Raw genomic sequence first — 22205 nt, 5'->3', positions numbered from 1 at the left:
TGACCATGCACTCACTCGCTGACAATTCCCTGCTCAAGAACCAGGCCTTTCTCAATGGGCAGTTTGTCGGCACGCCGAGCCTGGACGTAACAAACCCGGCCAGTGGCGACGTAGTGGGGCAGGTTCCGGCCTTGGGCGCGGACGAGGCGACCAAGGCCGTGGAAGCGGCCGCTGCCGCCCTGCCCGCCTGGAGCGCCCAAACGGCCAAAGAACGCAGCACCGTCTTGCGAAACTGGTTCAATCTGGTGATGGCCAATCGGCAGGATCTGGCGACGATCCTCACCAGCGAGCAGGGCAAGCCGATTGCCGAGGCGCTCGGGGAAATCGACTATGCGGCATCCTATATCGAGTTCTACGCAGAAGAAGCCAAGCGGATCGCCGGCGAAATGCTGCCCAGCCACCGCGCCGATGCGCGACTGATGGTGCTGCGGCAGCCAATCGGTGTGGTCGCGGCGATTACGCCATGGAATTTTCCCGCCGCGATGATCACCCGTAAGATTGCCCCGGCGCTGGCGGCGGGCTGCACCGTCGTGGTCAAGCCCGCGCTTGAAACACCGTTGACTGCGCTGGCGCTGGCAGAACTGGCGCAGCGCGCGGGCTTTCCTGCCGGTACGATCAATGTTGTGACGGGCGATGCCAAGGCCATCGGGGGCGTGTTGACCAGCCATCCAAAGGTGCGACTGGTGGGCTTCACCGGCTCGACCGCAGTGGGCAAGATTTTGATGGCGCAGGCAGCCACCACCGTCAAGAAAGTGGCGCTGGAGCTGGGCGGCAACGCGCCGTTCATCGTCTTTGACGACGCAGACATTGACGCCGCCGTTGAAGGCGCCATTGTCTCGAAATACCGCAACATGGGCCAGACCTGCGTCTGCACCAACCGTTTCTATGTACAGGCCAGCGTGCACGACACCTTCGTCGAAAAACTGCTCGCGAGGGTCGCCGGACTCAAGGTCGGCGACGGCTTTGCCGAGGGCGTCAATCAGGGTCCACTGATCACCGAAAACGCCGTGCGCAAGGTCGAGGCGCATATCGCCGACGCCACCGCCAAGGGCGCAACGGTGCGGCTGGGCGGCCACCGCCATGCCCTCGGCCACACCTTTTTTGAACCAACGGTTCTGACCGGCGCGCGCGCCGACATGACCTTGGCCAATGAAGAAACCTTCGGTCCGCTCGCAGCCGTCTTCCGCTTCGAAACCGAGGCCGAAGTGATCGCCGCCGCCAACGACACCGAAACCGGACTGGCCGCCTATTTCTATGCCCGCGACGTGGGACGCATCTTCCGCGTCATGGAAGGGCTGGAATACGGCATGGTGGGCATCAATACCGGGCTGATTTCCACCGAGTTGGCGCCTTTTGGCGGCGTCAAGGAAAGCGGCAATTCGCGCGAAGGCTCCCAGCACGGCATTTTGGAGTTCACCGAACTCAAATATGCCTGCATCGGCGGGCTATCGGCCTGATGATAGTGCGCCCGCTTTCGCGGGCGCTGTGACCGCGCTAGGGTGAAAGCCATGTCCTTCACCCTGCGCCAATTGCAATATTTCATCGCCGTGGCCGAGCATGGCACCGTCTCGGGCGCGGCGCAAAATCTGTCGATCTCGCAATCGGCGGTGACCGAAGCCATCCGCGACCTCGAACTCGATCTGGGCGTCACGCTGTTCGAGCGCCACCGGCGCGGGCTCAACATCACCCATCAGGGTCATCAGTTTCATCGCCACGCCACCCGTATCCTTTCGGGCGTACAGGATGCCCGGCGCAGCTTTGTCGAGGTCGCGTCAGCGCCGCCAAGTCCGCTGCATCTGGGCGTCACCTCGCTGGTGGCAGGCTATGTCCTATCCGAACTGCTCGCGCGCTATCGCCGCGCCTATCCGGCAGTGCAGGTCACGGCCATCGAGGACAATCGCGACTATCTCGAACACCTGCTGATCGGCGGCGAACTGGACGTCGCGGTGATGGTGATTTCCGACCTGCAGGATCGCCACGCGCTGCAGGCGGAAATCTTTGAGACCTCGTCCTACCGCCTATGGCTGCCGCTCGGCCATCGGCTGGCCGCAGCTGATGTGATCCAGATCGAGGACATCGTCCCCGAGCCGCTGATCATGCTGACCGTGGACGAGACCGAAGAGAACACCGGCAAGCTGCTTTCAGCGCTGGGTACCAAGCCCCGCGTGGCGTTTCGTACTCGTTCGGTGGAAGCTGTGCGCAGTCTGGTGGCGACCGGAGCAGGCGTCGCGGTGCTGCCAGATCTGGTCTATCGCCCCTGGTCACTGGAAGGCGACCGCATTGAAAACCGGATTATCTCGGGATCTTTGCCGGTTGTTCAAGTCGGCATGGTGTGGCGGCGCGGCTCGGGTCTGCCGCAATCAGCTCGTGATTTCATAGGCTTAGTGCAGGCCCAACAAAACCAGCGCAAGTTTTGAGACCCTGATATCGGCATTTCCGATACCATCTATCTGTGGAATGAATTTGCGAAAGTTAAACTCGCGCGTACTCTTTGATTGCTGGCGGGGACCGGCAAATAAGGGAGGAAAACATGAAGTCCGTATTACGCACGTGTACCGCCATTGCGATGGCTACCGTTTTTGTAGGGCAGACCGTCGCCGCTGAACCTTTGAAGGCGCTGGGCGCTGGTGAAGGCGAGCTGAGCATCGTGGCCTGGGCCGGCTATATCGAGCGCGGCGAAACCGATCCTGCCTATGACTGGGTCACCGAGTTCGAGAAGGCCACCAGCTGCCAGGTCTCGGTCAAGACCGCGGCGACCTCCGACGAAATGGTCGCGCTGATGAATGAAGGCGGCTTCGACCTTGTGACTGCTTCTGGCGACGCTTCGCAGCGCCTGATCGCCGGTGGCCGCGTGCAGCCGATCAACACCTCGCTGATCCCATCATGGTCGACCATTGATCCGCGCATTCAGAATGCTGCTTGGCACACCTATGACGGCCAGCACTACGGCACCCCCTATGTCTGGGGTCCGAACGTTCTGATGTACAATACCGAAGTGTTTGGCGATAAGCCGCCAACCAGCTGGGATGTTGTGTTCGAGCCAATGGACTTTCCAGACGGCAAGCCCAATGCCGGCCGCATCCAGGCCTATGACGGCCCGATCTATATCGCCGATGCCGCCAACTACCTGATGGCGCACAAGCCAGAGCTGGGCATTACCGATCCATACGAGCTCAACGAAGACCAATATGCCGCCGCGCTCGACCTGCTGCGCGTGCAGCGCACCCTGGTTGGCCGCTACTGGCACGACGCCAACATCCAGATGGATGACTTCAAGAATGAAGGCATGGCCGCCTCCAGCTCCTGGCCGTTCATGGTCAACCTGCTCAAGGCTGACTCCCCCATCGACTCGGTGTTCCCATCCGAAGGCACTACTGGCTGGGCCGACACCACCATGCTGCACGCCAACAGCCCACATCCGAACTGTGCCTATATGTGGATGGAGCACTCGCTCTCGCCAAAGGTTCAGGGCGACGTTTCGGCCTGGTTCGGCGCCAACCCATCCGTGCCCACCGCTTGCCAGAACAATGAACTGCTCGGCGCCACCGGTTGCACCGACAACGGCTATGACCAATTCGACCAGGTCAAGTTCTGGCGCACCCCGGTTACGCAGTGCTCGCAGGGCGAGTGCGTGCCCTACTACCGCTGGGTCTCTGACTATATCGGCGTGATCGGCGGGCGATAACCGCTACAGCATCCGGGGGCGGCGCACCGCGCCTCCCCCTCCACCTCCCCTAGCTGAAGATCTGTCTGGCCCGGCCAATTTGGCCGCGCTGCGCGGCGGTGCGTCCGCCGCCCGAAACGGAGCTGCATACAATGACCGCTGCTGTAACCCTGCAAGGCGTTTCGCGCTATTTCGGCCCCATCAAGGCCATGGATCAGGTTGATCTCACCATCGCCAGCGGCGAGTTCTTCGCCATGCTGGGCCCATCCGGATCGGGCAAGACAACCTGCCTGCGCGTGATTGCCGGCTTCGAGCAACCAACGGCCGGCCATATCGAAATTTTCGGCGAAAACGCCACCGGCGTGCCGCCCTATCGGCGCAACGTCAACACCGTGTTTCAGGACTACGCGCTGTTTCCGCATCTCAACGTGGTCGACAATGTCGCCTATTCGCTGATGCTGAAAAAAGTGCCGCGAGCCGAACGGACCAAGGCCGCCGAACAGGCGCTGGATATGGTCAAGCTCGATGGTTATGGCGCGCGCCGCCCGTCAGAACTGTCTGGTGGGCAGCGCCAACGCGTGGCTCTGGCCCGCGCCCTGGTCAACCGACCCAAGGTGCTGCTACTCGATGAGCCGCTCGGCGCGCTCGATCTCAAGCTGCGCGAGAGCATGCAGGACGAACTCAAGTCTCTGCAAAAGGCGCTCGGCATTACCTTTATCTTAGTGACCCACGACCAGGGTGAAGCCCTGTCGATGGCGGATCGCGTCGCGGTGTTTTCCGGCGGCCGCGTCATTCAGGTCGGCACACCCGAAGACATCTATGCCCGCCCCAACAACCGCTTCGTTGCCGACTTCGTTGGTTCGTCCAACGTGCTCAATCCCACCCAGGTGGCGGCACTGACCGGCGAACGCCGCTGGGCAAGCCTGCGCACCGAGGCGGTCAAACTGGTTCCCGAAGCGGGCAGCGCATTGGCCGGAGTGGTGACGACCAAGAACTATCTGGGCGCCACCACCCGCCTCGGCATTGACCTCAATGGCAGCAGCATTCATGCGCTGGTGCCATCGGGCGAGACATTGCCCTCCATCGGCGCCCGCACGGGCCTCGCCTTCGAGCGTAGCGCACTGCACCTGATGGAGGCAGAGCAATGACAACACCTGCCCTCGTCATCACCGAGCGGCGTCCGGGTGTTCTCGGCTGGCTTTCGGATCAATTGTGGCGCCGCCCGAAACTGTTCGTGGCGATCCTGCTGGCGCCGCCCCTCTTGTGGCTCGGCATTGTCTATATCGGCTCGTTGTTGGCTCTCTTGGCCCAGAGCTTTTACGCCATCGACGAGTTCAGCGGTGTGGTCGACTATTCCCACCTCACGCTCAAGAGCTATGGCGAACTGCTCCGGCCGGCCAATCTCGATATCATCGTCCGCACCGTGCTGATGGCTGCAGCCGTAACGCTCGCGTCAGCGGTCATCGCCTTCCCCATCGCCTATATGGCCGCGCGCTATGTGCGCGGCAAATGGAAGGCCCTGTTCTATCTCGGCGTCATGCTGCCGCTGTGGTCGAGCTATCTGGTCAAGATCTACGCCTGGAAGCTGATCCTCGCCAAGGAAGGCATCCTGAACTGGGTCTTCGCCCAGCTCCACATTACCTTCATTCTCGACGCAATCCTCTCCATCCCGGTGATCGGCGGCAGCTCGCTCTCGATCAGCTACATCGGCACCTTCCTGGTCTTTGTCTATGTGTGGATGCCCTACATGATCCTGCCGACGCAGGCAGCCATCGAGCGCGTCCCGGTCAACCTGACCGACGCATCGTCCGACCTTGGCGCTACACCCTTCCAGACCTTCTGGAAAGTGATCTTCCCGCTGGCTCTGCCGGGCGTTATCGCCGGCTCGATCTTTACCTTCTCGCTGACCCTGGGCGACTACATCATTCCCCAGATCGTGGGCACCTCGCGCCTGTTCATCGGTCAGGCCGTGTACCAACACCAGGGCACCGCCGGGAATATCCCGCTAGCCGCCGCCTTTACCGTCGTGCCGATCGTCATCATGGGCCTTTATCTCTGGGCCGCCAAAAAGAAGGGGGCATTCGATGCACTCTGATAGGACGCGGGCACCGCTGGGCCTCAAGATTGCCTCCACCGCCGGGCTGGTCTTTCTGATCGCGCCGCTGCTGCTGATCTTCATCTATGCCTTCACCACCGAGGAAAAGAGCTATCAGTGGCCACCCCCGGGCCTGACGCTGCGCTGGTTCGAAGTCACCCTGAACCGCCCCGACGTCTGGCAGGCGCTGACGCTATCGGTGCAGGTTGCCTCGATCTCCACCGCCATCGCCCTCGTGCTCGGCACGCTCTGCGCCGCGGCGGTCAGCCAGACGCAGTTCTTTGGCCGCGAGACCATTTCGCTGCTGGTCATTCTGCCCATCGCCCTGCCCGGCATCATCACCGGTATCGCGCTGCGCTCGGCCTTCAGCCTCGCCGAAATCCCGTTCAGTTTCTGGACCATCGTGCTGGGCCACGCCACGTTCTGCGTCGTGGTGGTCTACAACAATGCCGTGGCGCGGTTCCGCCGCACCTCCAAGTCCCTGATAGAAGCCTCGATGGACCTTGGTGCGGACGGCTTCCAGACCTTCCGCCACGTCATCCTGCCCAATATCGGCACCGCCCTTTTGGCCGGTGGCATGCTGGCCTTCGCGCTGTCCTTTGACGAAGTCATCGTCACCACCTTCACCTCCGGCCAGCAGCAGACGCTGCCGCTGTGGATGCTGGAGGAACTGATCCGGCCGCGCCAGCGCCCGGTGACCAATGTCGTGGCCCTGGTTGTGGTTCTGGTCACCACGATCCCAATCCTGGCCGCCTATTACCTCACACGCGACGGCGACCAGATCGCCGGCAGCGGCAAGTAACTCTGTTCAGGAGATTATTATGGACACCAGCATGCTGATCGGCGCGCAGTTTGAAGACGGCGTCGAGACTGAAGAACAGGTGCTTAATCCGCGTACGGGCGGCTTGATCAAGGCCATCCCGGAGGCGTCGCTTGCTCAGGTCGATCGCGCCGTGACGGCAGCCGGCAAGGCCTTCGGCCAATGGTCGCGCACGACGCCGCAGCAGCGCTCGACCTATCTGCTGCGCATCGCCGACGCCATCGAGGCCGAAGCCGAAGAGTTCGCCGTGCTCGAAGCGCTCAATTGCGGCAAGCCGATCAACGCCGTCCGCAATGACGAAATCCCCGCCGTGGTCGATTGCTACCGCTTCTTTGCCGGCGCGGTCCGCAACATGTCGGGCGTCGTCGCGGGTGAATATCTCGAAGGCCACACCTCCATGGTGCGGCGCGACCCGATCGGCATTGTCGGCTCGATTGCGCCCTGGAACTACCCGCTGATGATGATGGCCTGGAAGCTGGCGCCAGCCATCGCCGGTGGCAATACTGTGGTGTTCAAGCCCTCCGAACAGACCCCGCTCAGCGCGCTCAAACTGGCTCGGATCTTTGCGAAAATCCTGCCCGAAGGCGTGGTCAATATCGTGTTGGGCCGCGGCGAAAGCGTCGGCAACGCGCTGATCAATCACCCCAAGATCGACATGGTCTCGATCACGGGCGATATCGCTACCGGCAAGAAGGTGCTGCAGGCCGCCGCCAAATCGGTCAAGCGCACCCATCTCGAACTCGGCGGCAAGGCCCCCGTCATCGTTTATGACGATGCCGACCTCGATGCCGTCGTCACCGGCCTGCGCGCTTTCGGCTACTACAATGCCGGACAGGACTGCACCGCCGCCTGCCGCATCTATGCCGGCTCCAAAATTTACGACCGGCTTGTGGCGGACCTGTCGTCTGCTGTTTCCACCATCAAGTTCAACCAAGCTGACGACAGCCTCAACGAAATGGGCCCACTGATCTCGCTGCGACAGCGCGACCGGGTCGCCAGCTTTGTCGAACGGGCGCAGGAAATGTCGCATATCGAAGTCACCGCCGGTGGCAAGAATTCGGGCGATCAGGGCTTCTTCTTTGAGCCAACCGTAGTCGCCGGTGCCCTCCAAAGCGACGAAATCGTGCGCCGCGAAGTGTTCGGCCCGGTGGTCTCCATCACCCGCTTCGACCAGCCGGAACAGGCCGTCGAGTGGGCCAATGACAGCGACTATGGCCTCGCCTCATCGGTCTGGACCAAGGACATCTCCAAGGCGATGAACGCCGCAGCAAGCCTTCGTTACGGCTGCACCTGGATCAACACCCACTTCATGCTCGTCAACGAAATGCCCCACGGCGGCATCAAGCAATCCGGCTACGGCAAAGACCTCTCAAGCTACTCCCTTGAAGACTACACCAGCGTCCGCCACGTCATGATCAACCACGGCTAACGCAAGAACCCAACTCCTCCTGCACCCCGGCCGTCTCCCTCAGTGGCGGCCGGGGCGTTTTTGGGGGCTCTCACCACTTGGAAACTTGAGATAAACTGCACCTGCGCCAGCACCAGCTTGATCTGGTTCCTGCGTCCGATTCGTGGAGATTGCCGACTGCGCATCCGTAACCAGCCGGAAGGACCCTGTCGGGAAATGTCTGACGTGCGCGGCAAGGTCTCTCTTGCTTCATTCATCCGGCAACACGCCTCCCATAGGCGTCACTAAACGGTGGCTGAAGTTTATAGATTCATGCAACGTGACAGCGGTAAAAGCGGTGGAGATAACGATACGAAATGATGGCTATGGCGTCATTGCCCGTCTCCCTGTTCTGACGGCTGCCTATGCCGATCTGACGGAACGGTTCTATCTTTACGCTGATCAAGTTGAACTAGGAGGTGCCATACCGGTGAGGGTCGCTGACCCAAAGATCTTCCAAATTGACATCCGGTGATCTGAGCGTCCTTGGCGTGGAGCCCATATCTCACTAAAACAGCTAAATGGCAGCGTCGGCCTCTGGAATCTGCCGTAAACGTCAGAAATAGCGCCGCATGGCTGAGCGGCAGCAGTGGGGTCGGAAGCAGCCGGGCGGGAACGCGCCCTATTTCAGCCGCCCCTCCCCCCTGCCCTCCGGGCTGTCACCTAAAAGCCGATATCTACGCGTCGGCCCCTTCATCGTACCTTCGTTTAAGAAGGCTTGCTTTCCGCAACCAGCAGCGCTTATGGTGACTGCATCCACAGGGGTGCTCCGTAGGTCGGGGCTGAGATGAGGGCGGAAAGCCTTCGGACCCTATAGCTGATCTGGGTAATACCAGCGGAGCGAGGCGGGCCATGTTTTCGGGCGCACAGATTTCCCTCTACCCCATGACCGACGATTTCGTCGACGTCATCACGAGCGCCTTGAACGCGCTTGATCCCTATCGCGCGCAGCTGCGCATCGAAACCGATGACATTTCCACCCTGCTCGTCGGACCGCCCGAAGTGCTGTTCCCAGCCATGCGCGATCTGTTCAGCGCCGCCGCCCGCAGCGACAAACACTGCGTGCTGTCGGCCACCATTTCGCGCGGCTGCCCCGGCGAGCCCAACGATGCTATCTGCAATTCGTCCCACTTCGACGGTCCCGTCGTCCCCTTTCTAGAGCGGCAGACAGCGGCGCTTACTGCCGTACAGAACGCCACTGACATGGGGGTGTTCTCGGTCGCCCAGCTCTCGCTTTACGTACTGGGCCAAGGCAACCACATGGACGAAATCTGTGGTTGCATAGACTTTCTGAAACAGTCGGGCACGTTCGAAAAGTCCAAGCATTTCGCCACCAAGCTCAGTGGCGATAGCGGCGCCCTTTTTGCCACCGTCGAGCAGGCTTTCTGCCGCTTTGGCCCACCGCAAGGGCATGTCACCATTGATCTGACGGTTTCGGCCAACAGCCCCAGCGCGCGCTGAAGCGGAAGGCCGGTTCATGTCCAATCTCGCCTCGTCGCGCTTATTCGCGCGCTTTTTCCGTCATACCGGCCCGGCCATTGCATCAGTCTCAACCCTGATCTTGGGCTGGGAAGCTTATGTGCAGCTTTCGGGGATTTCGCTAACCGCCCTGCCGGCGCCCTCGCGCATCATGGTCCAGGGTTTCGAGCAGCGCGAAGCCCTCGCCCGCCACACCAGCGCAACGTTTCTGGCCACCACTTTCGGCTTCGCTTCTTCGCTTACGGCCGCCTTCTTCTTCTCGATCCTCATCGATTTTTTTCGGCCCCTGCGCCGGGCTCTGTTTCCCGTTTTCATCATCACCCAGACACTGCCTCTCGTCGCCATCGCGCCGCTGATCGTTTTGTGGTTCGGCTTCGGCCTCACACCTAAGATCGTGCTGGTCGCGCTCGTCACCTTCTTTCCCATGCTGGTCGCGCTTGCCCAGGGCTATGAAGCCACCGACCGCAATATCTCGGCGCTCCTGGCCTCCATGGGCGCCTCGCGCTGGCGTATTTTTGCCCTGGCCCGCCTGCCCTCGGCTATGCCCTATTTTTTTGCGGGCCTGCGGATTTCCATCACCTATGCCGTGGTCGGCGCCATCTTTGCCGAATATGCCGGCGCGGCCAGGGGCCTTGGCATCTACATCCTCAATGCCAAAAACAATTTCCGTCCCGATCTCGTGCTCGCGGCGGTTTTTGTCAGCGCTACGCTCACGCTCCTGCTCTTCGGCGCCACCGTGCTTCTACAACGCGCCGCCATGCCTTGGGCCCGCCTGACGGAGACCCGCCCATGACCCCGGCCCGCCTCGAGCTCAAGAACCTGAAAAAAAACTTCGGCTCCACCCACGTCCTGGCCGATATCAGCCTCAGCGTACAACCGGGCGAATTCGTCTCGATCCTTGGCCCCTCCGGCGCCGGCAAATCCACCATTCTGCAATTGCTCACCGGCACCACCGCGCCCGATGCCGGCCAGATGCTGCTCGATGGCAAGGCCCTCACGCCATCCCAACACCGCTTCGCCTTCATGCCGCAGGGCGATGCGCTCATGCCCTGGCGCCGTATCATCGACAATACGACGCTTGGCCTTGAAGTTCAGGGCCTCAGCCGCCAGACCGCCCGAGCCAAAGTGAAGCCGCTCTTCGCCGAGTTTGGCCTTGCAGGTTTCGAAGACCACTATCCCGCCCAGCTTTCTGGCGGCATGCGCCAGCGCGCGGCGCTGCTGCGCACCGTGGTTCAGCAGCGACCCATGCTCCTGCTCGATGAGCCCTTCGGCGCGCTGGACGCCCTCACCCGCGCACAGATGCAGCGCTGGCTCGCCACGATGTGGACCCGCCACCGCTGGACGGTCCTGCTCATCACCCATGACGTGCGAGAAGCCGTGCTCCTGTCGGACCGCATCTATGTGCTGTCAGCCCGGCCCGCCCGCGTCGCGCACGAATTCGAGGTGCCGCTCGACCATCCCCGCCAAGGCGCCGGCGCGACGGCCTTGGCCGCCATCGAAGCCCAAATCCTGCAGACACTGCTTAATCCGGAGGACTAAACTATGCCCTTTTCACGCCTCATCCCAACGCTCGGCCTCGCCGCCAGCCTGCTGATAAGCCCAGCCTTCGCCCAGCCCAACCCCGTCACCATTGCGCTGGACTGGACGCCCAATACCAACCATATCGGCCTCTATGTCGCCGAGGCTAAGGGCTTTTACGAGCAAGCCGGGGTCGCGGTCGAAATCCTGCCCTATACGGATACATCCGCCGGCACGCTGGTCGCCAATCATGTCGCCGATTTCGGTATTCTGGGCTCGATAGGCCTGTTCACCCAGCGCACAGCGGGGGCTGATCTTGTCGCCACCTATGCGCTGGTTCAGACCGAGACGGGACGTCTGGTTTTCAATGCCGACCGGCAGGACATCCAGACCCCGAGCGATCTTGATGGGAAAGTGTATGGCGGCTTCGGCAGCGCCTGGGAAACTGCTCTCATTGATACCATCATCCGCCATGATGGCGGTACTGGCGAATTCGAAACCGTCACCCTTGGCACCTCGGCCTATGAAGCCCTCGCCAATGGCGCCGTCGATTTCACGCTCGAAGTCTATACGTGGGAAGGCGTCAAAGCGGAGCGCGATGGCCCGGCGCATCGCGCCTTCCGCTATGCAGATTTCGGCGTGCCCGATCAGCACACCAATTTCATCGGCACCAGCAGCGCCTATCTCGCCGCGAATGGTGAAACTGCCAAGGCCTTCATCTCTGCCAGCAAGCGCGGCTATGACTATGCCGTCGCCCATCCCGACGAGGCCACAGATATTCTCGTCGCTGCCAATGCCGATGTTTTGCTCGACCGAGATTTCGTCCGAGCCTCGCTGCAAGCTTTGATCGACGGCCACTATCTCAAGGCGGAAAACGGCGTCGTCGGCACAATCGACCCCGCCAAAATGGACGCCGTCGGCAGTTTTCTGTTCGACGCCGGCATCCTCAAGGACGGCAATGGTACGCCGATCACCACCAAGCCCGATTTCAGCGCCTTTTTTTCCAACGATTATCTGGGCACAACACCATGACCAACAGCCGGCGCATGGGGCTCAATGCCGTCATTTTCGGCTTGGGCAGCCATGAATCAGGCTGGCGAATGCCCGAGAGCAATGCTCTTGCCTCGACTGATCTCGACTACTGGATCGACATAGCCCGCCGCTGCGAGAATGGGGGCTTTGATGCCCTTTTTCTCGGCGACGTGCTGGCCCTCCAACAAAGTGCCGATCGGCATCTCTCCGATGCAATGGACCCGCTGGTCATCCTCTCGGCCCTCGCCGCGGTCACCCAGCGCATCGGGCTCATCGGCACGGCCTCGACGACCTTCGATCACCCGTTCCACCTCGCCCGACGCTTTGCCTCGCTCGATCACGTCACACGGGGGCGCGCAGGATGGGATATCGTCACATCGTCCAATCCGCTCGAAGCCTACAATTTTGGGCTCTACACCATGCCCGACCATGCCGAGCGCCATGCCCGGGCTGCCGATGTCACCCAGGCTGCCATTGCCCTCTGGGACTCTTGGCACAGTGACGCCCGTATTGCCGAGAAGCAATCGGGCCGTTACCTCGACCCCGCAAAGGTGCAGACCGTAGATCACGACGGTCCTTTCGTGCGTAGTCGCGGACCGCTCAACGTGCCGCGCCCGCCACAAGGCCGCCCCGTCCTTGCGCAAGCCGGCGCCTCCGAAGCCGGTCGCGACTTCGCCGCCCGCTATGCCGATATCGTCTTCACCGTGCAGTCCGACCTTGGCGGCGCGCAGGCCTTTTACAGTGACATGAAAACCCGTGCCGTCCACCATGGCCGCGCACCCGAGAGCCTTCTGATCTATCCCGGCATCGTGCCCATCGCCGCCGCTACACACCAAGAGGCCGAAAAACGGCTCTGGAAATGAACAACTTCATGGTCATTGAGCACCTGCTCGCCAAGCTCTCTGAATTCCTCGGCGCAGATCTCTCCGATGCCAATCTCGATGCCCCATTGCCCGCCATGATCGGCGCCAACGCATCAAATAACCAGTCAAGCCAAAGCCGCGCCGCAATTCCGGTCAATATCGCCCGCCGCGACCACCTGACCCTGCGGCAACTCCTTATGCGCCTTGCAAGCGGCCGGGGCCATCTGCTCACCGTCGGCACAGGTCCAGATATTGCTGGCACAATGCAGCTCTGGTTCGAAAATGGCGCAGCTGACGGCTTCAATGTCATGGCCCCCCTCATGCCCGCCGACCTGCAGAGCTTCGTAGATCTGGTCGTCCCAGCGCTTGTTGCAAGGGCGGTTTTCGCCGTGGACCATCAGCCAACTCTCCGTCAGCGCCTTGGCTTATCCACGGCGCCAAGCTTGGCTGGAGCTTTTTGACCTTGCTCGGCGCCCTTTTTCAGCAATTCAGGCGGCATCAGCGAGTTACCAAAAACTGCCGTTCGAAATCGCAGCCCTGAAAGACGAAAACGAGTTGGGAGCGGACCATCGGCATTCTGTAATATCCGATGATTGTCGATATTGGGGGACGGCTGCTTGGCATCAGTCCAAACACTACACATCGTCTGTCCAACAACAGAACCCATCCCCCACAAGTCTAAGCCCCCGTGGCCCACGAATCGGACATCATGTGCAATTCTGCTATTTGTTCCACTCATGACCCATTTGAGATTGATTCCTAAGTACTCGCCGCCAGCTCTGTCGCGACTTCAATCGCCGTTCATGTGAGGAGGGGCATTTTGCAATTCATTCCGATCAGTCATATGACTAAAATTTCGTTACACGGGGGTACTAGCGAAAATGGTAAGCTTCGAGGATTTTGTCGTTAAAACCAACGAAGCAAGCGACGCGGGCGCTGTTTTCGAACTGTTTCGAATTACTCTTGCTGATTTGGGCTTTGATAGAGTCGTCTACAGCCTCATCACAGATCCCCCTTCGCTCGACAAATTGGCCGGTCACGGGATACAGCACAGCTACCCTCAAGACTGGATGGAGCATTACACACGCAACGGATATGAGAGAATCGACCCAGTACCCAAATACTGTTTCGCTTCATCGCGCCCTTTCACGTGGGACCGGATTACGAATGAGCTTCCACTTTCCGACGAGGAACGAAAGGTGATGCTTGAAGCTCATGAAGCCCACCTAAGAGATGGGGTCGGTATGCCACTCTACGGCCCAAATGGCGAGATTGCCGGCCTCGGCCTGGCCAGTAGCGAAGGAGGCACAAACCTTGATCGTTCAGCGCTCTATCTACTCCGCGCGATGGCCTACCAGTTTCACCTAGCTTATTGGGACCATGAAGCCCCTCCGAACCCTCTTGGCCAGGTGCATCTGACTGCCCGCGAGAGAGAAATCCTGCTCTGGGCCGCCGAAGGAAAAAGCGACCCGGTCATTGCAGAACTCCTAGGCATTTCCTACCCAACTGTTCGCTACCACATGGCGAACATTTTCGCGAAACTAGGGGTGAATGAACGCACTCTGGCTGTAGTGAAAGCGCTACGCTACGGGCTGATCATACCGAGCTTTGTAGGTGCAGACTATCAGACTCGCTAGGTAAACGATCCTCGCATTTTTGCTTTAGTCCCCGTATGACGCGGACATGCCAGTACACTTTGGTGACCAGCCCGTCCGCGTGAGCTCGTGGGTCTGTAGTGTGCTTGGGCGTTTAGCGCCTCACACCAGTTTGCCCATTTTCACGAATCCTGAGAACGGGTGAGATAGGTATGAAGAACCTTAAGTATGTATTGGGTGTATCCGAAGCAACGGTGCTTTTGGCCGCGTGCAACCCGACGGCGAACGGCCCAGGTGGTGGGGGTAATGGTGGCGGGCGACCGTCTGCGCCTACGACAGCCTATTCTGCGATTAATGTTACGCATGCGCTGACAAACCCGCAAATCACAACGGGTCCAGCCAGCATCGTACTGGATAAGAATGGCTCAAATGCCACCGGCACAATTACAGCAGGTGGTGCCACCTACAATTTGACGGGTCATACCCAGAAAACTGCGGGCACTCGTCCGCCTGATGTCGTGGCTCCTCTCGCGGCAAATCTGGGAGCTCCAGCGTCGAACTGGCAATCTCCATACTATGATGGGTATACCTTGCTCGCCGATTATGACCCGAAGAACCCGCAAGGTCCGGCAGCAACCGTCCTTGCTGGGCAACATGTTCTGTGGGGAGCGATAGATCCTCGTGCCACAAGGTTTGGCTCTGGCGCATTCACTGGTATGGACGAAGCGTCGATTATTATCGGCGGCCAGCAAACCCAATCGCTTCCCACCCAGACGGCGAATTATGTGGGCGAATGGGCCGTCCAGACCGCGAAGGCGTCAGGTTATGTGGGCAGTACGACTCCCGCCCATTGCCAGGGCCAGACCTTCTGCGCCTATTCAGACCTTATTGGCGCAAATGGCCTGTTCACGAGCACAGCAGATTTCAACAGCCGCACATGGTCGATGAATCTAGCAGGAATGAACGCCGAGGGTGCCAGCGGCAGCGGCGGCAACATTACGATTGTTAACCCTGTATCGGGAACAGGAAGCGGGACCATCACAGGCACCACTTTTGCAGGCAGCTTTAATACGACGGGTGGCTTCGTCTCCAAGAACACTGTCAATGGCCAGTTTTACGGGCCAAATGCTGAAGAATTGGGCGGCATCATCCAAGGTCAAAGCAACGGCGAACAGACCTACGGCATAGTTTACGGCCACCGTTGATCAGCACGGAGACGATACGGCGGCTTTTCCGCCGTATCGCCCCCTTTGGCAGTCTATCCCTTTCCAGCCGAAAGTTCCGCATGCGCCACATTGCGATCTCTCTGGCTGCGCTGTGTCTTTGCAGCGCGGTCTCTTTGCCGATGCCAACACAAGCCAATTCTCTGAACACGCTCGACAGCGCACTGGCCGTCGGGCAATGGGAACAAGCCGCAGAGATTGCGCAGGAACTCGATGAAAGAGCTCAGCGCGGCGACATTATGGCGGCTTATGCGGCCTCTGTCCGCCATGCGGCACAAGGCCAGTGCGAAGAAGCGGCTGTACTGGCCGATGTCGTGACAAGGGTCCTGCCACTGTTCGCGGCTCCGTATTCCCTTGCTTACCGCTGCCTTATGGCTCTGGGGAACCGGCCTGCGGCCCTGGCGCGGCTGGAAACCCTGATCGCCATTCTGCCACAAGGCACCGAACGTGATATTATCTCCCAGATCCTACAAAACGAACGCGCTAAAGACCGCCCCGCGTTCAGCGCCTACGCCAGCGCAAGCCCGTCCAGTAACGTCAATCGCCAGACGGACGCCACCACGATCAACGGTGGGCCGTGGGGTGTTGGCACTATTCCAAACTCAGCCAGAGGCCAGGCGGGTACTATTTTCGATGCAGGCGGCACCATGACCGTACAGCTCGCCACGCTTGAAAACCTGACCATTGCGGGCGTGCTGCGCACCGATGTCCGATATTCTACGGCAGATCAGGTCTTCCAACCCAGCTTTGGGGCAGAATTGCCCCTGACCTTTCGCTCTACGGCATCTATCAATGCTGTATTCACTCCCTATGTGGCCGTAGGGCTGCACGATGGCCAGCACACCCGAAGTGAGGCCGGCGGCAAGACATCTATATCGCTGCCGATATCCGCGCATAGCCGGCTGGTTCTCAACCTTCGTATCGCAGCGGTAGAAAGGCCACTCAACCCTACTCGCAATAGCGTTGTCGTGGATGGCGGTGCGTCCGCATCAACCGTCCTCGCGCCGAACGTCAACCTGACGACCTCCGCACGAGTATTATACGATCACACTGCCGACGAAACCCTGCGCTCACTGGAAGCAACAGCGGCAGCGCGGATAGACACTTTGCTTGAGGGTGGATTGCTGCTGGGCGTCGAAGGCACAATCGGCCAACGCTACCACGCCCGACCAGCTCCATTTGTCCTCGGTCAAAACCAGGTAGACACCTTCGTAAGCGCTCGCACCGAAGTTAGTCACCGCGCTCTCAAGATCGGCCCGTTTATGCCAACGGTGAACTATCAATACAGCAAAAGCTGGTCGGACAACGTATTTTAAACTTGCGACAGCCACGATATCGGCCTCGGCCTAAAAGCGGCTTTCTAACGGGATATGAGTCCGTTGCAGGTGACGCTACGCCTCCAAGTCCTGCGCGAGGGCCGTCGTCAAGCCGCTAAGAATATCCAATCGGCACATGGTTCAACGCCATCCAATGTCATCTGATCGAGTATGGTTGGGTTGCTCCTAGGGGGGGCAGTCCCATGAGGCGGTGCTGGGTGACATACTAGTGCCTGCAACGGAATAGTAGGCTTGCCGCCGTGCAATAGCGCGATGAGCTGAACGGTCGGAAATCCACTAAGGACTAGGTAGTACCAGTCATTTTACTGCCGTCTTGTTTGCCACCGGGAGGCTTGGCAATGAGGTTGCTGGTTTCCGTACGCGTACAAACACCACAACGCTGCGGTAGTTGGCGGCTAGAAGCCACCTGCATTGGCTCCGATGGCATCGAATTCGGTCCGAACAAGAATTGCTGCCATGGTGCCGTCATCCACGAGGTCCGTGATTGCCTTGTCTATTTCGGTCCGCATAAAGACGTTATTGCTGAGTAGCACGGCTCCGACATTGAGCATTGAGGCCAGTTCTGGGACAGGGTCGAGTACCTTCACCTGAGCACTATCGTTGCGCTGCTGCCGCAGTTGGCGCCAGCTAGGCCCAAAGATGATGCCGACACCCACAGTGTCCTCGAGGAGCCGCGTCAGCATCAGATCCATATCTGCGTAAACAAGTTGGGTCCACCGCTGGTCCGCCGGCCGTACGGCATTGTACTGGCGAAACAGATATGCTCCATAAGACAACATCTGGGTGCCCACTTTTCGCGTGGCGGCAAGATCGTTGAGACTGTTCAGCTCCGCATCGGCAGCAATGGTCAGATAGCCGTAACTAACATAGGGCCGTGTGATGGTGAATTCGGCCGGATAGGCGTCGCTACCCAAACCCATTCCCAGCACCACGTCGCAATCATTGGTCAGCGAAATATAGAGGTCCTCATCGGCAAATTCTCCGCCGATACCATAGCCTGACTTCAAGCTTGTAAAGCTGCTGTCGAGCAAAATCCTGTCGGCGATCGCCTCCCCCACCGCGATATCGAGATCGCGAGTTTCCGAACTGGCATAGGAGCAGAACCTGATCGTATTGCCGGTGTTGAGCAACCAAGGGGTCAGTCGGTGCGCATCTCCCAGTTTTTCTAGTATCTGCGCGAATGCAGGTCCCGTCGCTACCATGGCAAGCGCGCTGACAAGCGTTAGAGAACGAACAACGGCCGGAAAAATGTGCATGGAAACAAACTTTCGAGGACTGGGGCAGACATGACTTCGGGGGAGTTTCCTCCCCCGAAGTCGGATCAATCAAGTTTAGCTGCGAACCTTGAACACATAGATCAGGTTCGAGCCATTGACTGGTGGGATCACCATGCCGGGGGTCAGCGATGCTTGGGTGGTGCCGGACTGGCCAGCCGGGATCACCAGGTACTGTACGCCATCAACTTCGTAAGTGATGGGTGAGCCGCCGATCGGGGCGTGCAGGCGCTGCTTCCAAAGCACTTCACCCGTCTCGTCGTTCATCGCGTAAGCCCAACGGTCAGCATCGCCGACCACCATCAGCCCGCCACCGGTGACAAGCACAGAGCTGGTGAAGCGTGGTCCCTGCTGCAGCTCGAAGGCGTGCTCGCCGGTTTTGACGTTCAGGGCGTGGAGCGAACCAACATTGTCAAAGCCGGGGGCCAGAACTGTTGGGCCGTACTGGACCACTGCCATTGACTGACCGACCGGGGCAAGCTCGAACTGGCGCGGCGCGAGGCTCTGGCAGGTGTTGGCAGCGGGCAGGTAGAAATTGCCGCTATCGGGACTGTATGCGGTAGCCTGCCACAGCCGGCCCCCATTGATGGCGGGGCAGAACTGTTTCATGTCCCCGAAGTCGGTCGGGATGGTGTCGACATTGGCCGTGACCTTGCCGGTCTTGGAGTCAATGTCGCCGATCATGTTGGTATAAATGGTTTCCTTGACCCAGACGAACTCGCCGGTGGCGGCGTCGAGCGCGAAAGTCACCCCGTTCTTGCCCGGGGTGGTAACGATCAGCTTGCGCATCACGCCATCAATCTCGGTTTCCACGATCAGGCGCTCAAACGGGGAATCCATGTCCCAATTATCGCGCGGCAGGTGCTGGAAATACCACTTCAGCTCGCCTGTGTCGGCATCAAGCGCCAAGGTCGAGTTCGTGTAAAGCGTGTCTCCATCACCAGTGCCACGGGTCACTTCGGTGTAGGGAACCGGCATACCGGTTCCATAATACACCATGTTCAGTTCGGCATCGTAAGAAGCCGTGGCCCAAGGCGTTGCACCCCAACGGTTCTCGGCCGGTACGCCGTTCCAACTGGCATCGACTTCTGGGTTGTTCGGATCATCGAGAGTATTGAAGCGCCACAGCTCCTCTCCAGTGTCGGCGTTGTGCGCAGTGATGTAACATCCACCATTAGTGCCCACGATCGAGCAACCCGAGGTGCCGGTAAAGATCTTCCCGGCAGCGATCAGCGGGCCCGCGGTATAGCTATAGCCCTTTTCCCATTCATTGACCTGAATGTCCCATTCCACTTGGCCGGTGACGGCATTCAGGGCGATCAACCTGGCATCGACAGTGGTCAGAATAACCTTGTCGTCCCACAGGGCGATCGAGTTTTTCTGACGCGCCGCTTGGTTGACGTGGTAAGCGCCCTCGAAGTCGGGACGCTCATGCGTATACGACCACAGCATATCGCCGGTCACGGCGTCCACCGCTTGAACGAAATTCTGATTGGTAGCGAGGAACATGACGCCGTCATGCACCAGTGGCACAACTTCGTGCAACCCAGGCACACCCATCGGGTATGACCAGGCAAGCTCAAGGCTGGACACTGTGTCTCGGTTGATCTGCTTCAGCGGGCTGTGACCATGATTATCTACGGTCCGGCGCCATTGCAGCCAGTCACCCGGATTCGGGTTCACTATCATATCAGACGTAACCGGAGAGTATTCACGGGCCACATCTTGAGCAAAAGTTGGTACTATCAGCATTGCCATCGCCATAAGCGATGATGCCGACATTAGTTTCCTAGAAATCACTAGAATTACCCCCTATCAAACTAGTTAACATAGCGAAGCCCATAGTTCTCATGGGCTATTGCCGATGGATCAATCCGTACTTTTTATCCTCATTACAGATTGACAGTCAGTGGCGCGAGCTCGGTCATCTAAAGTGACCGGCGCCAGCACCGCTCCTGCCAGCGACGGCAGGAACGCGGTTTCCCGGGACGTTTTGCGGACAACCGCCCTGGGGATAGACTAGCGATCAGACTGCGGAACCGGGTCCGCAGCGTCATTTATGGCAGATGGATCGTCTCGAGCTCGGCAGCGCCTGCCTCTACGGGTACACCTTCTGGCAGACCATGCAGGTTCATGATGTAAGCGACGATGTCGGTGTAGTCTTGTTTCGGCAAGCCGCCTGGATTGTCCTGCGGCATCCCCATCGATACGATGGTTTCGATGATTGTGGCTGCCGATGAGGCGGTGCCGCCAAAGCTCTGGGCGATCTCATCACCGTGGCAGGAAGCGCAACGGCGCTCGTACAAACCTGCGCCGCGCTTGACCTGCTCAGCCGAGAACCAGCCGCTGTCTTGCGCCACCGCGCCAGCGCTCACGCTCCCAAGTGAAACGGCTCCGACCATCACGCCAAGGCCTGCGTTGCGCAGTGCTTTTGTTATCTCAATCATTACTAGTCCACAACCCCGCCTTTACAGTACAACTGAGACATCTAAAATATTAGATTCGCCATACAAAAGATATATATCTTCAGATGTAAATATACATCGACATAGAAACCTCTCAGTCTGGAACAAAGCAACCAAACATCGATTCATTTAAAAAATCTACTGGTAATATGACCAACTAATCAATAGGCAACGTCAAGAAAGATTCATAATCGTATTCGTACTATTATATATTTTTCGGAATGCGCTAGAGCATAGCAAGCGCGTTACTGCTATAGTGCATCGATAGAGCGCTACTTCTAGCATCGGGAGTGGCGCAATTTCTTAGTCCAATATCTCGAGCTGCGCTCGCAGCATCGTGGGATAGGCGGCATCACTCTAGAGGAGAAAATGCATTGGTTTTGGATGGCACCGGGTTAGACCAGAGCAACTCACCGACAGCCTCGGCCCCAATTGCCGTCTCCGTGCATTCCATTTCCAAAAGATTTGGCCGAGCCCAGGCGCTCGATGAAATCTCGGTCGATATACTGGGCAGTGAAACCTTCGCATTGCTGGGGCCAAATGGTGCCGGCAAAAGCACGCTAATGGGCATCTTGTGCACCATCCTGCAGGCCGATTCCGGCACAGCCAAAGTCCTGGGCTTCGATGCCCGCAGCCAGCCGCTCCAGTTGCGCCGCCAACTCGGCGTGGTGTTTCAGGAGCCCAGCCTCGACAACCGCCTGACGGTCGAGGAAAATCTCGAATTTCACGGCCTGCTCTACGATGTCCCTCAGACCCTGCGCCGTCAGCGCATCACCGATCTGCTGGCCATGGTCGAACTCTCCGACGTGCGCCAGCGACTGGTGCGCACCCTCTCCCCCGGCATGCGGCGGCGTGTCGAGATCGCTCGCGCCCTGGTCCATGATTCCCGCGTGCTGATTCTGGATGAGCCCACAGTGGGGCTGGACGCCCAGTCGCGCGATCGCATCTGGGAGTATCTGGCCGAAGCCAAGCGCCAGCGCGATCTGACCATGATCATCTCGACCCACTACATCGAGGAAGTCGACGCCTGCGACCGCGTCTGCATCGTCGACCACGGCAAGGTACTCGCTCTCGACACTCCCGACGCCCTGCGCGACCGCCATGGCCACGAGATCATTCGGGTACGCCCGCGCGATGCCGCCACCGAAACCGCCATCCTTAGCGCTTATGCCGGAGCGTCAAAACTGCGCAGCGGAGAGATCGTCATTCCCTCCAGCGGCTCAAGCGAAGCCATGATCGACGCCCTGCTGTCGCATTACGGCAATTCGATCCGCAATCTTTCCTTCGATCGGCCATCGCTTGAAACTGTATTTCTCAGTTTGACCGGCCGCGATCTGCGCGAAACCAAACCTGGCGACCACGCCAGTCTGGCGCGGCCTTTGGCACGATAGGG

At 59.5% G+C, this 22205-nt stretch carries 20 protein-coding genes and 1 riboswitch; of the genes, 17 read left to right on the top strand and 3 right to left on the bottom strand.

What is annotated here, in order from left to right; translation table 11 throughout:
• Positions 1 to 5 precede the first annotated feature (5 nt).
• The 16 genes from ABIE28_RS01520 to ABIE28_RS01445 all read left to right on the top strand — a co-directional run bounded on the left by ABIE28_RS01520 (position 6) and on the right by ABIE28_RS01445 (position 17052).
• Complete coding sequence (locus ABIE28_RS01520) at positions 6 to 1457, top strand: NAD-dependent succinate-semialdehyde dehydrogenase (protein ID WP_354066380.1); 1452 nt, start codon at positions 6 to 8, stop codon at positions 1455 to 1457.
• Between the two features lie 51 nt (positions 1458 to 1508).
• Positions 1509 to 2417, top strand: coding sequence for a LysR family transcriptional regulator (locus ABIE28_RS01515; protein ID WP_354059473.1), 909 nt, complete (start codon positions 1509 to 1511; stop codon positions 2415 to 2417).
• A 113-nt stretch (positions 2418 to 2530) separates the two neighbouring features.
• Positions 2531 to 3685, top strand: coding sequence for an ABC transporter substrate-binding protein (locus ABIE28_RS01510; protein ID WP_354059471.1), 1155 nt, complete (start codon positions 2531 to 2533; stop codon positions 3683 to 3685).
• Between the two features lie 131 nt (positions 3686 to 3816).
• Positions 3817 to 4812, top strand: coding sequence for an ABC transporter ATP-binding protein (locus tag ABIE28_RS01505; protein ID WP_354059469.1), 996 nt, complete (start codon positions 3817 to 3819; stop codon positions 4810 to 4812).
• Positions 4809 to 5759, top strand: coding sequence for an ABC transporter permease (locus tag ABIE28_RS01500; protein WP_354059467.1), 951 nt, complete (start codon positions 4809 to 4811; stop codon positions 5757 to 5759). The genes ABIE28_RS01505 and ABIE28_RS01500 overlap by 4 nt, the downstream gene beginning before the upstream one ends.
• Positions 5749 to 6561: an ABC transporter permease gene (locus ABIE28_RS01495; protein WP_354059465.1), complete on the top strand. Its 813-nt coding sequence runs from the start codon at positions 5749 to 5751 to the stop codon at positions 6559 to 6561. The genes ABIE28_RS01500 and ABIE28_RS01495 overlap by 11 nt, the downstream gene beginning before the upstream one ends.
• Positions 6562 to 6580: 19 nt before the next feature.
• Positions 6581 to 8008, top strand: a complete 1428-nt coding sequence (locus ABIE28_RS01490) for a gamma-aminobutyraldehyde dehydrogenase (RefSeq protein ID WP_354059463.1) — start codon at positions 6581 to 6583, stop codon at positions 8006 to 8008.
• Between the two features lie 768 nt (positions 8009 to 8776).
• A riboswitch (TPP riboswitch) is annotated at positions 8777 to 8888 on the top strand.
• On the top strand, positions 8879 to 9487 hold the full coding sequence (locus ABIE28_RS01485) for a YkoF family thiamine/hydroxymethylpyrimidine-binding protein (RefSeq protein WP_354059461.1): 609 nt from the start codon (positions 8879 to 8881) through the stop codon (positions 9485 to 9487). Its footprint overlaps the riboswitch before it by 10 nt.
• A gap of 16 nt (positions 9488 to 9503) precedes the next feature.
• Positions 9504 to 10298, top strand: a complete 795-nt coding sequence (locus tag ABIE28_RS01480) for an ABC transporter permease (protein ID WP_354059459.1) — start codon at positions 9504 to 9506, stop codon at positions 10296 to 10298.
• Positions 10295 to 11044: an ABC transporter ATP-binding protein gene (locus tag ABIE28_RS01475; RefSeq protein ID WP_354059457.1), complete on the top strand. Its 750-nt coding sequence runs from the start codon at positions 10295 to 10297 to the stop codon at positions 11042 to 11044. Before ABIE28_RS01480 ends, ABIE28_RS01475 begins: the two co-directional genes overlap by 4 nt.
• A gap of 3 nt (positions 11045 to 11047) precedes the next feature.
• A complete protein-coding gene (locus ABIE28_RS01470) occupies positions 11048 to 12055 on the top strand; it encodes an ABC transporter substrate-binding protein (protein WP_354059455.1) in 1008 nt (335 codons plus the stop codon).
• Positions 12052 to 12918, top strand: a complete 867-nt coding sequence (locus tag ABIE28_RS01465; protein ID WP_354059453.1) for an NtaA/DmoA family FMN-dependent monooxygenase — start codon at positions 12052 to 12054, stop codon at positions 12916 to 12918. Before ABIE28_RS01470 ends, ABIE28_RS01465 begins: the two co-directional genes overlap by 4 nt.
• Complete coding sequence (locus tag ABIE28_RS01460; protein ID WP_354059451.1) at positions 12915 to 13379, top strand: LLM class oxidoreductase; 465 nt, start codon at positions 12915 to 12917, stop codon at positions 13377 to 13379. Before ABIE28_RS01465 ends, ABIE28_RS01460 begins: the two co-directional genes overlap by 4 nt.
• Positions 13380 to 13799: 420 nt before the next feature.
• Positions 13800 to 14555 (top strand): helix-turn-helix transcriptional regulator, encoded by a 756-nt coding sequence (locus ABIE28_RS01455; RefSeq protein ID WP_354059449.1) that lies wholly within the window; start codon positions 13800 to 13802, stop codon positions 14553 to 14555.
• Positions 14556 to 14725: 170 nt separating this feature from the next.
• A complete protein-coding gene (locus ABIE28_RS01450) occupies positions 14726 to 15718 on the top strand; it encodes a transferrin-binding protein-like solute binding protein (protein WP_354059447.1) in 993 nt (330 codons plus the stop codon).
• 80 nt (positions 15719 to 15798) lie between these two features.
• Positions 15799 to 17052: a hypothetical protein gene (locus ABIE28_RS01445; protein ID WP_354059445.1), complete on the top strand. Its 1254-nt coding sequence runs from the start codon at positions 15799 to 15801 to the stop codon at positions 17050 to 17052.
• A 416-nt stretch (positions 17053 to 17468) separates the two neighbouring features.
• On the opposite strand, the gene ABIE28_RS01440 is transcribed toward ABIE28_RS01445, so the two are convergent.
• The 3 genes from ABIE28_RS01440 to ABIE28_RS01430 all read right to left on the bottom strand — a co-directional run bounded on the left by ABIE28_RS01440 (position 17469) and on the right by ABIE28_RS01430 (position 20794).
• The gene (locus ABIE28_RS01440) at positions 17469 to 18329 is read right to left on the bottom strand and encodes a transporter substrate-binding domain-containing protein (RefSeq protein ID WP_354059443.1); all 861 of its coding nucleotides are present in this window, start codon (positions 18327 to 18329) and stop codon (positions 17469 to 17471) included.
• A gap of 75 nt (positions 18330 to 18404) precedes the next feature.
• Positions 18405 to 20036: a pyrroloquinoline quinone-dependent dehydrogenase gene (locus ABIE28_RS01435; RefSeq protein WP_502913349.1), complete on the bottom strand. Its 1632-nt coding sequence runs from the start codon at positions 20034 to 20036 to the stop codon at positions 18405 to 18407.
• A 368-nt stretch (positions 20037 to 20404) separates the two neighbouring features.
• Positions 20405 to 20794 (bottom strand): c-type cytochrome, encoded by a 390-nt coding sequence (locus ABIE28_RS01430; RefSeq protein WP_354059439.1) that lies wholly within the window; start codon positions 20792 to 20794, stop codon positions 20405 to 20407.
• A gap of 392 nt (positions 20795 to 21186) precedes the next feature.
• Between ABIE28_RS01430 and ABIE28_RS01425 the strand changes: the two genes are divergently transcribed.
• Positions 21187 to 22203, top strand: coding sequence for an ABC transporter ATP-binding protein (locus tag ABIE28_RS01425; RefSeq protein WP_354059437.1), 1017 nt, complete (start codon positions 21187 to 21189; stop codon positions 22201 to 22203).
• Positions 22204 to 22205 lie beyond the last annotated feature (2 nt).

Source organism: Devosia sp. 2618, from assembly GCF_040546815.1.
Lineage (GTDB): Bacteria > Pseudomonadota > Alphaproteobacteria > Rhizobiales > Devosiaceae > Devosia.
Note: the sequence above shows the minus strand (reverse complement) of the source record. Positions and strands in the feature narration are given on the sequence as shown.